Genomic DNA, 12,743 nt, shown 5'->3' on the forward strand with positions numbered 1-12,743 from the left:
GGATCCCTTGCGCGCGCGAAAGGGCTCTGACCCCGCCGATCGGCCCCCTTTCCTGGCGGAACCGTGACCGCACGGCTTGCCGCTGTCACCTTGCAGGCCGCAAGATGCGGGCCGGTACGGGGAGTCCGATTGCATGAGCCTGGCAGTGCGAGGAAGGTCCGCGCGTGGATGGGGGCTGGCAGCCATGGTGCTGCTGGCGGTGGCGGCGTGCCGCCAATCCGGCAGCGACCCGGCCAAGCCGGCGGCCGAGCCGGTGGCGGCGGTGCAGGCCATGGCCCAGCGCCTGGTCGAGGATGACCTGGTCGGCTACGCGCGCCTGTCGGTGCCGCCGGGCCAGTACCAGCGGCTGCAGCAGGCCTGGACCGACGGCCACAGCCAGTGGCCGCTGGGCGAACTGCCGCTGGGTGACCAGATGCTGCCGATGCTGGCCGCGCTGCGCGAGCCCCAGGCCGCCGCCCAGCTGCAGCGCAGCTTCGACCGCCAGTTGGCCGGCCAGGCCAGCGCGGTGCGCCAGGCGGCGCAGTCGATGGGCAACTTCGGCGTGCAGTATCTGCGTCACCAGAAGGGCTACACCCCCAGCCAGCAGACGCATTACATCGCCCTGGTCGAAACCCTGGCCGGTTGGGCACAGGGCGCGCCGATCAGCGACCGGGCCCGCGCCCGCAGCAGCATCGCCGCGCTGGTCGAGGCCGCCGCCAAGGTCGGCTTCGACAACGAGGACGGCCTGCGTGCAGCCGGCATGGAGGGCAGCCTGCAGCAGCTGGCGCCGTTCCTGCACACCGTCAAGGCCGTCCTGGCCAGCTACGGGCTGGGCGTGGACGACGCCCTGCGCAGCCTGCGCGGGGAGCTGCTTTCGGTGGAAGGCGACAACGCCCTGGTCCGCATGGAATACGAGCTGGCCGGGCGCACCCTGCAGCTGCAGCTGCCGCTGAGCCGGCGCGAAGGCCACTGGTACCTGACCCGCACCCTGGCCGATACCGATGCCCTGCTGCGCAAGGCCGATGCGGCCCGCGCGGCTGCCGCGCCGGAGCCCGCAGAGGCCCCCGCCGCCGGCGGGGAAGCGGCAACCACGCCGCCTAAGCCATAATGGCGCCGATGTCGAAACAGAACCCGCTGCCGTTCCCCGGCGAAGAACCCCAGCAGACGCCCGCCGATCCGGCCGCGGCGTCTCCCTCGACCGGCACCGGCCCCAATCCGGTGCCGCCGCCCGCGCACGCCCGTCCCGCTGGCCGTCGCCCCTTCTGGGCGCGCCTGCTGGGCCGCCTAGTCGAGCCGTGGCTGGCGCTGAAGATCGAGCCGGAGGACCCGGGCCAGTACAACGACGGCCGCCCGGTCGTGTATGTGCTGGAAGACTACGGCCTGTCCAACGCGCTGATCCTGGACAAGGCCTGCCGCCAGGCCGGTCTGCCCTCGCCGCTGGTGCCGCTGGCCGGTGACCCGACCGGCCGCAAGCGCGCCTACCTGGCCCTGTCGCGGCGCAGTTCCAGCAATTCGCTGATCCCTGAACAGCGCGGCGCCAAGACCCACTCCGATTCGCTGGCCAAGGTCCTGCAGGCGCACCGCGTGCGCGACGACCTGGACGTGCACCTGGTGCCGGTGTCGATCTTCGTTGGCCGCGCGCCGGACAAGCAGAGCGGCTGGTTCGCTGTGCTGTTCTCGGAAAACTGGGCGCTGGTCGGCCGCTTCCGCCGCCTGCTGGGCCTGCTGCTGAACGGCCGCAGCACCATCGTGCGCTTCGCCCCGCCGATCTCGCTGCGCAGCACCGTGGACGAGGGCCTGGAGCCCGAGCGCACCGTGCGCAAGCTGCAGCGCGTGCTGCGTACCCATTTCCGCCGCATCCGTGAATCGGTCATCGGCCCCGACCTGTCCACCCGCCGCCTGCTGGTGGACCAGGTGCTGGCCGCTGAACCGGTGCGCGAGGCGATCGCCGCCCAGGCCAAGCGCGACAACTCCAAGCCGGCCGACGCCTGGAAGAAGGCGCACGCCTACGCCTGGGAAATCGCCGCGGACTATTCCAGCCCGGTAGTGCGTTCGGCCAGCTTCATGCTCAGCCACGTGTGGAACCGCATCTACGCCGGCGTGCTGGTGCACCACCTGGACAAGTTCAAGGCCGCCGCGCCGGGCCACGAAGTGGTGTACGTGCCCAGCCACCGCAGCCACATGGACTACCTGCTGCTGTCCTACCTGCTGTACGACCGTGGCATCGTGCCGCCGCACATCGTGGCCGGCATCAACCTGAACCTGCCGGTGGTCGGCACCCTGCTGCGCAAGGGCGGTGCGTTCTTCATCCGCCGTTCGATCCGCGGCAACGCGCTGTACTCGGCCGTGCTCAGCGAATACGTCGCGCAGCTGGTGGCCGGTGGCTATTCCATCGAGTACTTCGTCGAGGGTGGCCGTTCGCGCACCGGGCGCCTGCTGCAGCCCAAGGGCGGCATGATCTCGATGACCCTGCGCGCGTTCCTGCGCCAGCCGCGCAAGCCGGTGCTGTTCCAGCCCATCTACATCGGCTACGAGAAGCTGATGGAAGGTGGCAGCTACCTGGACGAACTGTCCGGGCGGCCGAAGGAGAAGGAGTCGATCTGGTCGCTGCTGTGGGGCATCCCGAAGGTGCTCAAGCAGAACTACGGCCAGGTGGTGGTGAACTTCGGCGAACCGATCGCCCTGAACGACGTGCTGGCCGAGAAGGCGCCGGAGTGGAACGGCGAGGCGGTGCCGGAGGACGAGAAGCCGTCGTGGCTGTCGACCACCGTCGACACCCTGGCCGACCGCATCCAGGTGCGCATCAACGGCGCCGCCGACGTCAACCCGATCAACCTGCTGGCGCTGGCGCTGCTGTCCACGCCCAAGCACGCGATGGGCGAGGCCGACCTGATCGCGCAGATCGAGCTGTGCAAGACCCTGCTGGAAGAGATGCCGTATTCGGGCCGGGTGACGGTGACCCCGCACTCGCCGGAGCGGATCATCGCCCACGCCGAGGAAATCAACGTCCTCACCCGCATCAAGCACCCGCTGGGCGACGTGCTCAGCGTCAGTGGCGATACCGCGGTGCTGCTCAGCTACTTCCGCAACAACGTGGTGCACCTGTTCACCGCCTCGTCGTGGGTGGCCTGCTGCTTCCAGAACAACCGCCGCATGAGCCGCACCGGCCTGGTCCGCCTGGGCCGCACCGTGTACCCGTTCCTGCAGGCCGAGCTGTTCCTGCCGTGGAGCGAGGACGAGTTCGCCCAGCGCATCGAGCAGACCATCGACGTGTTCATCCGCGAAGGCCTGCTGCAGCAGGTCGCCGACGATGACGGCGGCATGCTGACCCGCAATACCGGGCAGACCGACGAGGTGTTCCGCCTGCGTGCCATCGGCCATTCGCTGCAGCAGGCGTTCGAGCGTTACTACATCGCCATTTCGGTGCTGGTGAAGAACGGCCCGGGCACGCTCGGTACCGCCGAGCTGGAAAGCCTGTGCCAGCAGGCCGCGCAGCGCCTCAGCCTGCTGTACGCGCCGGCCGCGCCGGAGTTCTTCGACAAGTCGCTGTTCCGTGGCTTCATCCAGAAGCTGCGCGAGCTGCGCCTGGTGTGGCCGGACGAGAACAGCAAGCTGTTGTTCGACGACCGCCTGGACAGCTGGGCCAAGGATGCCAAGTTCATCCTCGGCCGCGAACTGCGCCACACCATCGAGCGCGTCAGCCCGGAAGCGGCACGCCCCGACGAGCCGACGCCGCAGGCATGAGCCGCCCTGGCCGGTGGATCAGCCCCGCGTGGCTGCTGCCGGCCATGCTGCTCGCCGCGGTGACGGCCCAGGCCGCGCCGGCCTGCGTGGAGGACACCCTGCCGGGCCGGCTGGCCGATGCACCGGTGCGCCTGTGCGTGGACGCCACTGACGGCAGCGCGCCGCGCTACACGCTGTGGCTGGCCGATGCCGAACGCATCGCCGGCGAGGAAGACGCGGTGGTCGGCACGGGCCTGCAGGGGGACTGGTACGGCCACCCGCTGCGCCTGCACTGCCGCGCGGAGGGCGCCGTGCGCCGCTGCGACCTGAGTGTCGACGGCGAACCGGCCTGGAACGCCGACGTGGTCATCCCGAACGGGTAACGCCCCGACACGGTAGCGCCGGGCCATGCCCGGCGATGGATCCACGCCACGCGTGGATGGGCCCCCGCTTACGCCGGCTCGTCCGGAATCTGCAGGCTCTCCAGCTTCGCGATGCAGTCCTTCAACTGCAGCTTGCGCCGCTTCAGCCGTTTCGACTCCAGCTCGTCCTCGCCATTGGCGGCCATCCGGGTGATCTGTTCATCCAGCACGCGGTGTTCGGCGCGCAGGGCGACGAGGCGTTCGACGATCTCGGCGGGGCTGTAGGTATCCACAGCCTCCGAGCATACACAGCGCCGATGACCATCGGGAGAGGGCAACCCCGCGCCGCGGCCGACGCCGGTCCCAAGCCGGTAGAATGGCAGCCATGAGCGCCGTGATTTCCCTGCCCGATCCCTTGCCGCGTGCGCCTGTCGCACCGCGCGTGGGCCCGCGCGCGGAACACCCACTGGGCCGGCGCCTGCGCCGCCAGGTCGGCCAGGCCATTGCCGATTACGGCATGATCGAGGCCGGCGACAAGGTGATGGTCTGCCTGTCCGGCGGCAAGGACAGCTACACCCTGCTGGACCTCCTGCTGCAGCTGCAGAAGAAGGCCCCGGTGCCGTTCGAGCTGGTGGCGGTGAACCTGGACCAGAAGCAGCCCGGCTTCCCCGAACACGTGCTGCCGGAGTACCTGGCCAGCCTGGGCGTGGCGTACCAGATCATCGAGCAGGACACCTATTCGGTGGTCAGCCGGGTCATCCCGGAAGGCCGCACGATGTGTTCGCTGTGCTCGCGCCTGCGCCGCGGCGCGCTGTACAACCATGCCGAGAAGCACGGCTTCACCCGCATCGCGCTGGGCCACCACCGCGACGACATGGTGGCCACCTTCTTCATGAACCTGTTCCACCACGCCAAGCTGTCGGGCATGCCGCCGAAACTGCGCAGCGACGACGGCCGCCACGTGGTCATCCGCCCACTGGCCTACGTACGCGAGCGCGACATCGTCGAGTACGCCCAGGCACGTGATTTCCCGATCATCCCGTGCAACCTGTGTGGCAGCCAGGAAAACCTGCAACGCCGCCAGGTCGGGCTGATGCTCCAGCAGTGGGAAAAGGACCATCCCGGCCGCATCGACCAGATCGCCCGGGCCATGGGCCAGATCCACCCCTCGCAGCTGGCCGATGCCAGTCTGTTCGATTTCATGGCGCTGGGCCGTCGCGACGAGGCACCCTTGTCCGATGCCCATGCCTGGCTGGCCGGTTCACCGGCCGATGCCGACGCAGCACCCGAGACGCCCGCCCTTTAAGGTGGGACGCCCTTCCTCTTCGCCATCCGGAATTCCATGTTCTTTCGCAACCTGACGTTCTTCCGCTTCCCGACCACCACCGATTTCTCCGAAGTGGACACCCTGCTGCCGCACGCCCTGCTCAAGCCGGTCGGTGCGCTGGAAATGAATTCGCGTGGCTTCATCTCGCCCTTCGGCCGCGAGGAGAAGGAACTGCTGTCGCACCGCATCGCCGAACACCTGTGGCTGACCGTGGGCGGCGAGGACAAGATCCTGCCGGCGGCGGTGGTCAACGACCTGCTCGAGCGCAAGCTGGAGGAGATCGAGGAGAAGGAAGGCCGCCGCCCCGGTGGCCGCGAGCGCAAGCGCATGAAGGACGACCTGCTGCATGAACTGCTGCCGCGCGCCTTCGTGAAGTCCTCGCGCAACGACGCCTTCATCGACCTGCAGCACGGCTACGTCGCGGTGGACACCTCCAGCCGCAAGACCGGCGAGTACTTCATGTCCGACATCCGCGGCCTGCTCGGCAGCTTCCCGGCGATGCCGCTGAACGCCGAAGTCGCACCGCGCTCGATCTTGACCGGCTGGATCGCCGGCGAGCCGCTGCCGACCGGCCTGAGCCTGGGCGAAGAGTGCGAGATGAAGGACCCGGTGGAGGGTGGCGCGGTGGTCAAGTGCCAGCACCAGGAACTGCGCTGCGACGAGATCGACAAGCACCTGGACGCCGGCAAGCAGGTGACCAAGCTGGCGCTGATCTTCGAGGACAACCTGTCCTTCGTCATCGGCGACGACCTGATCGTGCGCAAGCTGAAGTTCCTCGACGGCGCCCTGGACCAGCTGGAGCATGCCGACGAAGACGGCCGCCGCGCCGAGTTCGACGCCCGCTTCGCCCTGCAGAGCGCCGAGATCCGTCGGCTGTTCCTGCTGCTGGAAGAAGCCTTCAAGCTCAGCAAGGCTGACTGAACAGGCACTGCGCGGGCCGCCGGTCATCCAGCGGCCCCGCGCAGCGCTATGCTGGGCACATGAGCCGCCTGCTGCGCCGCCTGATCAGCCCGACCCCGCCCGCCACCGTGCAGCGCGACACCGTCCGCCTGCGCCTGGACGATGCCGAGATCGAGGTGCTGCGCGTGCGCGATCCGCGCGCGCGACGCATCAAGCTGAGCGTGGACGAACGCGGCGCGCGCCTGACGTTGCCGCCGCGGGCCAGCCTGGTGATGGGCGAGCGCTTCCTCGAGCAGCACCGCGACTGGCTGGCGCTGCAGCTGCGCGTCTACCAGGACAACGGCCTGCCGGCACCACTGCAGCCGGGCGAGGACGGCCTGCTGCCGCTGCGTGGCGAGCTGCTGCCGGTGCGCTGGCAGGAAGGCCGCTTCGCGCGCCTGGAGATCGACGAGCACGGCGCCTGCGTGCAGTGGCCGACCCGTGCCGGCGACGCCACCCTGCGCCGCCTGCTGCGTGAGTTCTACGAAGCACAGACCCGCGCCGACGTCGGCCGCTGGCTGCCGAAGTACCTGCCCGGCCTGCCGCGCGCACCCAGCCGCGTACGGCTGAAGGTGATGTCCTCGCAATGGGGCTCGCTGGCACCGGACGGCAGCATGGCGCTGGACCTGGCGCTGGTGCTGGGCCGCCCGGAGGCCTTCGAGTACGTGCTGGTGCACGAGCTCTGCCACCTGATCCAGGCCAACCACTCGCCCGCGTTCTGGCAGGAAGTGGAACAACGCTTCCCCGCGTGGCGCGAACAGCGCGATTACTTCCAGCTTGAAGGCCGGCGCCTGAAGGCGATGCTTCGCCAGCTGCTGTAACGGTAGAGCCGAGCCCACGCTCGGCTGACGCGCGAAGCGCGGCCAATAACGGTTCACCGTCAGGCGGCATCCACCTGCATGTCCACGTATTCCGACAGCCCCCGGCAGGCCAGCAGCAGGCTGTCCCTCGCTCCATCGCCCAACTGCTGGCTGATGTCGCCGCTCACACGGACACGCTCGATGGCATGCGCCAGCTCCAGCAGGAAGGTCAGCCCTGCACTGGCACGCTGGATGCGGGACAAGGCCACGCATTGCCCAGGGGAACGACCTGTGCGCTGCAGTGGCTGACCATCCGCGCCCTCGCTCTGGCCGATGCGCTGCAGGCTGCCCAGCAGCGAGATGCTGTCGGCGGTCTGGTTGGCGGCCAGGGTGGATTCCAGCGGCTGGGCGATTTCGTTGGGCAGCTGATTGGCAGCCTCGCCCAATGCGGCGAACAGGAAGGGATAACGATGGGCGCTCATGGCGGTCTCCTGTGCATGTTGCAGAGAGAGCCACCCCGCAGCTGCGGAGGTGGCGGACGATGCGTGGCTCCAATACCGGTGATCTGAAGGAACCCGGCGGGCCGAAGCCCTCCACGCACCGCCCGCCATGGAAATGCAGACGGATTGCCAGCCGGCGTCGCCCACGGTGAATGAGCGACGCCAGCTGACAAGCGTAAACAACCTTCAGATCAGAACGGGATTGGAGTCCCGCGCCACCCGTTGTCGGTGGCGCAGAATGATTTGCATGCAGCGCCCGTGCTGCCAATGAGAATTGTTGGAAAGTTCGAAAAGTTTGCAGATCACCGCAGGCTTCCGCCTGTGAACGAACCCGCCCGCGAACAAGCGAATCGCGACATCGCGCAGCGCAGCCGAACGCAGTGCGTAGAGCCGAGCCCACGCTCGGCTTACGCGCCAAGCGCGGGGTGTTCAGTCAGCCCGACGAGAAGCAGCCGAGCATGGGCTCGGCTCTACAGGAGCGCGCGCAGCGCAGCCCACCCCGCCCTGCCACGCCACAACGCCAGTCGACTGACAGTCGACTCTACCGACCGTTGGCCGCAATCAAGACCGGGCTGCGCGCAACGCCGCCGCCGCCGCCCAACGCGCCGCCACCCGCGGTGCGGTAATGCACACCGCCTCGTCGGTCACCGTCGTCACCGCCCGCTCCAGCAGCTGGATATCGGCCTCATGCTGGCGCGCCACATGCGGATCCTCGAAGAAGATCGCGCGCTGGCAACGACCCTCCAACACCCGGTCGGCAATCTGCGCATCGCCGCCCATCGGGCCGCTCTGGTAGCGCGTCACCCACGGCGTATCGGTGGGCCAGCCGCGGCTCCACGCCAGCTCGTTGAGGCGCTGGCCGGTGGTGCCGGTGGCCACGCGCTCGCCGAAGCGGGCCAGCACATCGAAATGCTCGTCGGCGAAGGCCAGCATCGCCGGCTTCATCGCATCGTGGGCGATCAGCGCCAGGGTCTGTCCTTCGAACGCGTGCAGGTCATCAGCACCGGCATCGGCGGCCAACCCGGCGTGGACGCGTTCGATCTCGATCCAGTCGCGCGCGGTGGCCACGGTCGAAATGAACGGCTTGCCGTGGATCACGCACTGACGCTTGAGCGCGGTCGCCTCGGGGAACACCGATGACGGGTCGACCGGATCGATCAGGTAGATCGCGCCATCGAGGGTGCGTTCCGGTCCCATGCCGACCACTTCGGCCACCAGCTTCATCAGGCCGCCCTGGCGGCCGTAGGGATAGCGATGCAGGCCCGCATAACCGGACAGGAAGCCGTTGCGCTCGATCGCGTCGTGGGTACGGCCGACCGCATGCAGGGACACGCCCAGCTCGCGCAGGCCCGGCTCGCTGGCACGCAGCCAGCGGAACAGCGCGGCACGCGCGTCATGGTGGTGCAGGCGGTTGGCGGCCAGGCCGATGCGCATCGCGGGCGTCCTCAGTGGTGGAAGCGGCAGTGTATGTCGCTATCAGTATCACTGGAGCGTTTTGCAATTTTCCTCATTGTCGCTGCGGGCCGCGTCGCTAGCGTGGCAGGTGGCCGCTGCTTCGTGCAGCCTGCGGCCTGAGGAGTAATCGTGAGTGTCGCTGCTTGTCCTGATGTCGCCGCTGCGCGCCGCCGCTGGCGGTGTGGCGGCGTGCTGCTGGCCCTGCTGGCGGCGCTGCCGGTGCGCGCCGATGATTGCAGCGGCCCGCTGCGGCTGGTGCATGCTTCGGCACCGTCGTCGGTGCCCGCCGGCCAGGCCGGGCCGGTGCATGGGGGCATCGCCGCGATGCTGGCCGCGCTGCGCACTGCAGAGCCGACGCTGCAGGTGCAGCCGGTGGCCGCCGATCTGCTCGGCGAGGGCCAGCTGCCGCCCGGCACGCAGGCCGTGCTGGGCTGGTCGCGTGGGCAGCTGCCTCTGGCGTGGCCGGCCAGCGCCACCTACCTCGAGATACCGCAGGTGATCGTGCGCCGCCGCGATGCCCCGCCCATCCTCGACCTGGGCGGCCTGCGCGGGCAGACCGTGGCCACACCCGATCCGGCATCGCTGTCGCCCCTGCTGCAGCGGCAGGCGCCCGGCGCGCTGCTGCTGCCACCGATGGCGGTGGACACCGCCCTGCGCCTGCTGGTGGCCTCGCAGGTGGATGCGGTGGTGGCCAACCTGGTCGACGTCGAGCGCCTGCTGCGGGAGGGCAACGACAACGCGCTGCAGGTCGCCGCGCCGGCCGGCTTCGACGATGCCCTGGTGCTGGCCACGACGCCGGCCTGCCGGCACTGGCTGGGCGTGTTCGATCCTCAGCTGGCACCGCTGTCCAGCGTGCGCGGCATTGCCTTGGCCACACCGGGCAAACCTGCATCGAGGTCGACGGACATAGCGATGCCGCCGTGGCTGCGCGGCCTGGCGGCTGCCTTGCTGGCCCTGCTCGGGCTGGGCCTGGTGCATGCCCTCGGCTACTGGCGGCTGCATCGCGAAGCGCAGCGCCGCCGTGCCCTGCAGCAGCGTCTGCAGGAGGTCAGCGCGGGTCTGCCCGCAGTGGTCTATCGGACCCGGCGCAGCGCCACGGGTGAGTACAGCGTGCTCTACCTGACCGGCGACGTGCAGGCGCTGTTCGGCATGAGCGTGGACACCGCGCGCGTCGAGCACTGGCGGCTGCTGGCGGCCGTACACCCGGACGACCGCGGTCCGGTGATGGCCCATGTCGATGCGGCGGCGCTGGTGCGCGGGCCGATCGACGTCACCTTCCGCGCCCGCGGGCGGATGGGCTGGCGCTGGGTGCGTTCCCACGGGCGGCCGGTGGCCAGCAGCGACGGCGATGGCAGCAGCGTCGAATGGACAGGCTATTGGATGGACGTGACCGAGGCGCAGATGCGTGCGGCCACCTTGAACGACGCACGGCGCGAAGCCGAGCAGGCGGTGGTGGCCAAGGCCCACTTCCTGGCCAGCATGAGCCAGGAGATCGGTGCGCCGATGAACACCCTGATGGGCATGCTCGATGGCCTGGCGGGAACGCCTCTGGACGCGCGCCAGCGCCAGCTGCTGGCCACCCTCGACGAGGCGGCCGTCATGCTGCGGCAGATCCTCGACGAGGTGCTGGACAGCGAGCGGCAGCGCGGTGGCGGCCGGCCCTCCCAGGCGGTGCCGACCGATCTGGCCGCGCTGCTGCGGGGCGTGCAGCGCCTGCTGGCGCCGCTGGCCGCCAGCAAGGGCCTGCACCTGCACTGCGTGCTGGACCCGGCGCTGCAGGCCGGCTCGCTGGTCGACGGCCTGCGCCTGCGGCAGATCCTGTTCAACCTGGCGGGCAACGCGCTCAAGTTCACCGCGCATGGCGGGGTCGAGCTGCGCCTGCAGGTGCTGCGCCAGGCGGCGGCCGGCCAGCATCTGCGGCTGCAGGTGGCCGACACCGGCGTGGGCATCAGCCCGGCGCGGCAGCGGGCGGTGTTCGCGCCTTACACCCAGGCCGAGGCCTCGACCACCCGCCGCTTCGGTGGCAGTGGCCTGGGTCTGGCCATCTGCCGCGAACTGGCCGCCGCGCTCGGCGGCGAACTGCAGCTGCACAGCGTCCCCGACGAGGGCACCACCGTCAGCCTGGACCTGTACCTGCCTGCGTGCGACGCCCCTCCAGCGTCGGCGCCACAGGCCGTACAGGCCCCGACGGCGGCCGGCTCAGTGCGCCAGTAGGCGCACGATGCTGGCGGCGGCGTCGCGGCCTTCGGCCACGGCGGTCACCACCAGGTCCGCGCCGCGCACCGCATCGCCACCGGCGAACAGGCGCGGGTGCGAGGTCTGGTACGGCAGGCGGTCCTTGCCACCGGCGACGATGCGGCCATTGGACTGGCCTTCCACGCCGTGCTCGGACAGCCACGCCGGCAGCGTCGGCGAGAAACCGAACGCGATGATCACCACGTCCGCTTCCAGCAGCGATTCACTGCCCTCGATCGGCACCGCGTTCTGGCGGCCATTGGCATCGGGCTCGCCGAGGCGGGTCTCGACCACGGTCACGCCGATCACTTCGTCATCGGCACCGGCCTCGATCGACAGCGGCTGGCGGTTGAACAGGAAACGCACGCCCTCCTCGCGCGCATTGGCCACTTCGCGCGCGCTGCCGGGCATGTTCGCCTCGTCGCGGCGGTAGGCGCAGGTCACCTTGGCTGCGCCCAGGCGCACCGCGCTGCGCACGCAGTCCATGCCGGTGTCGCCGCCGCCGAGCACGACCACGCGCTTGCCGTTGAGGTCGGGCAGGGCGATGGTGTCTTCCCAGCCGGCAATCGGCCGGCCCTTCGGATCATCGCCGCTGACGATGCGGCTGTTCTGCACCAGGAACGGCAGCGCCGGCAGCACGCCCTTCAGGTCCTGGCCGTCCAGGCCACCATCGGTGTAGCGGTAGGCGCCAGTGCCGACGAACACCGCATCGTGGCTGTCCAGCAGCTGCTGCACGCTGACATCGCGACCGATCTCCACGCCCAGGCGGAACTGCACGCCCATGCCCTCCAGCACCTCGCGGCGGCGGTGGATCACGTCCTTGTCCAGCTTGAAGCTGGGGATGCCGAACTGCAGCAGGCCGCCGATCTGTTCGTAGCGGTCGTAGACCACGGCGGTGATGCCGGCGCGCGCCAGGCGGTCGGCACAGGCCAGGCCGGCCGGACCGGCACCGATCACCGCCACGCTCTGGCCGGTGGGCTGCACCGCGTCCAGATCGGGGCGCCAGCCGCTGGCCAGCGCGGTATCGACGATGTACTTCTCCACCGCACCGATGGTCACCGCGCCGAATTCCTCCAGCGTGCAGCTGCCTTCGCACAGGCGATCCTGCGGGCAGACGCGGCCGCACACTTCCGGCAGCGGGTTGGTGCTGTGGCACAGGGTGGCGGCTTCGTGGATGCGGTTTTCCTGCACCAGCTGCAGCCACTGCGGAATGGCGTTGTGCACCGGGCACTTCCAGCTGCAGTACGGGTTGCCGCAGTCCAGGCAGCGGCCGGCCTGGTACTGGGCGTCTTCCTTGCCGAACTTGCCGTACAGCTCACCCCAGTCGCCGGAGGTGCGCAGTTCGACCGGGATGCGCTGCGGCATGGTCCGGGGCAGATCGAGGAACTGGAATGCTTGCTTGCGGCTCATGGCTGGCTCTGTG

General features: G+C 69.7%; 11 protein-coding genes. 7 read left to right on the forward strand and 4 right to left on the reverse strand.

The features are described 5' to 3' along the window. Window positions 1-133: 133 nt before the first annotated feature. The 3 genes from C1925_RS00510 to C1925_RS00520 are packed head-to-tail and all read left to right on the forward strand — an operon-like array spanning window position 134 to window position 4,085. On the forward strand, window positions 134-1,087 hold the full coding sequence (locus C1925_RS00510; RefSeq protein ID WP_108767222.1) for a hypothetical protein: 954 nt from the start codon (window positions 134-136) through the stop codon (window positions 1,085-1,087). Then, window positions 1,087-3,723 carry a glycerol-3-phosphate 1-O-acyltransferase PlsB gene (gene plsB / locus C1925_RS00515; protein WP_108767223.1) on the forward strand — a complete coding sequence of 879 codons (2,637 nt, stop codon included), beginning with the start codon at window positions 1,087-1,089 and terminating at the stop codon, window positions 3,721-3,723. Before C1925_RS00510 ends, plsB begins: the two co-directional genes overlap by 1 nt. After that, entirely contained in the window at window positions 3,720-4,085 is a 366-nt protein-coding gene (locus tag C1925_RS00520) for a hypothetical protein (protein ID WP_108767224.1), read from the forward strand. The genes plsB and C1925_RS00520 overlap by 4 nt, the downstream gene beginning before the upstream one ends. Window positions 4,086-4,153: 68 nt before the next feature. Here the strand turns inward: C1925_RS00520 and C1925_RS00525 are convergent, their stop codons facing one another. Further along, a complete protein-coding gene (locus tag C1925_RS00525; RefSeq protein ID WP_079224582.1) occupies window positions 4,154-4,357 on the reverse strand; it encodes a YdcH family protein in 204 nt (67 codons plus the stop codon). A 92-nt stretch (window positions 4,358-4,449) separates the two neighbouring features. Here C1925_RS00525 and ttcA point away from each other — a divergent pair, with 92 nt between their 5' ends. The 3 genes from ttcA to C1925_RS00540 are packed head-to-tail and all read left to right on the forward strand — an operon-like array spanning window position 4,450 to window position 7,151. Beyond that, a complete protein-coding gene (gene ttcA, locus C1925_RS00530) occupies window positions 4,450-5,370 on the forward strand; it encodes a tRNA 2-thiocytidine(32) synthetase TtcA (protein WP_174213472.1) in 921 nt (306 codons plus the stop codon). Between the two features lie 36 nt (window positions 5,371-5,406). After that, window positions 5,407-6,312, forward strand: a complete 906-nt coding sequence (locus C1925_RS00535) for a recombination-associated protein RdgC (RefSeq protein ID WP_005411825.1) — start codon at window positions 5,407-5,409, stop codon at window positions 6,310-6,312. Between the two features lie 59 nt (window positions 6,313-6,371). After that, complete coding sequence (locus tag C1925_RS00540; RefSeq protein WP_108767226.1) at window positions 6,372-7,151, forward strand: SprT family zinc-dependent metalloprotease; 780 nt, start codon at window positions 6,372-6,374, stop codon at window positions 7,149-7,151. Between the two features lie 59 nt (window positions 7,152-7,210). Here the strand turns inward: C1925_RS00540 and C1925_RS00545 are convergent, their stop codons facing one another. Both C1925_RS00545 and C1925_RS00550 read right to left on the reverse strand, forming a co-directional pair. Continuing rightward, window positions 7,211-7,612: a hypothetical protein gene (locus C1925_RS00545; RefSeq protein ID WP_108767227.1), complete on the reverse strand. Its 402-nt coding sequence runs from the start codon at window positions 7,610-7,612 to the stop codon at window positions 7,211-7,213. 579 nt (window positions 7,613-8,191) lie between these two features. Next, on the reverse strand, window positions 8,192-9,064 hold the full coding sequence (locus C1925_RS00550; RefSeq protein WP_108767228.1) for a methylglyoxal synthase: 873 nt from the start codon (window positions 9,062-9,064) through the stop codon (window positions 8,192-8,194). Between the two features lie 210 nt (window positions 9,065-9,274). Between C1925_RS00550 and C1925_RS00555 the strand changes: the two genes are divergently transcribed. Beyond that, complete coding sequence (locus C1925_RS00555; protein ID WP_343125659.1) at window positions 9,275-11,299, forward strand: ATP-binding protein; 2,025 nt, start codon at window positions 9,275-9,277, stop codon at window positions 11,297-11,299. Here C1925_RS00555 and C1925_RS00560 read toward each other — a convergent pair. Continuing rightward, a complete protein-coding gene (locus C1925_RS00560; protein WP_108767229.1) occupies window positions 11,285-12,730 on the reverse strand; it encodes an FAD-dependent oxidoreductase in 1,446 nt (481 codons plus the stop codon). The genes C1925_RS00555 and C1925_RS00560 overlap by 15 nt on opposite strands. Window positions 12,731-12,743: the final 13 nt, after the last annotated feature.

The sequence above is a fragment of the Stenotrophomonas sp. SAU14A_NAIMI4_5 genome, assembly GCF_003086795.1.
Classification (GTDB): Bacteria; Pseudomonadota; Gammaproteobacteria; order Xanthomonadales; family Xanthomonadaceae; genus Stenotrophomonas.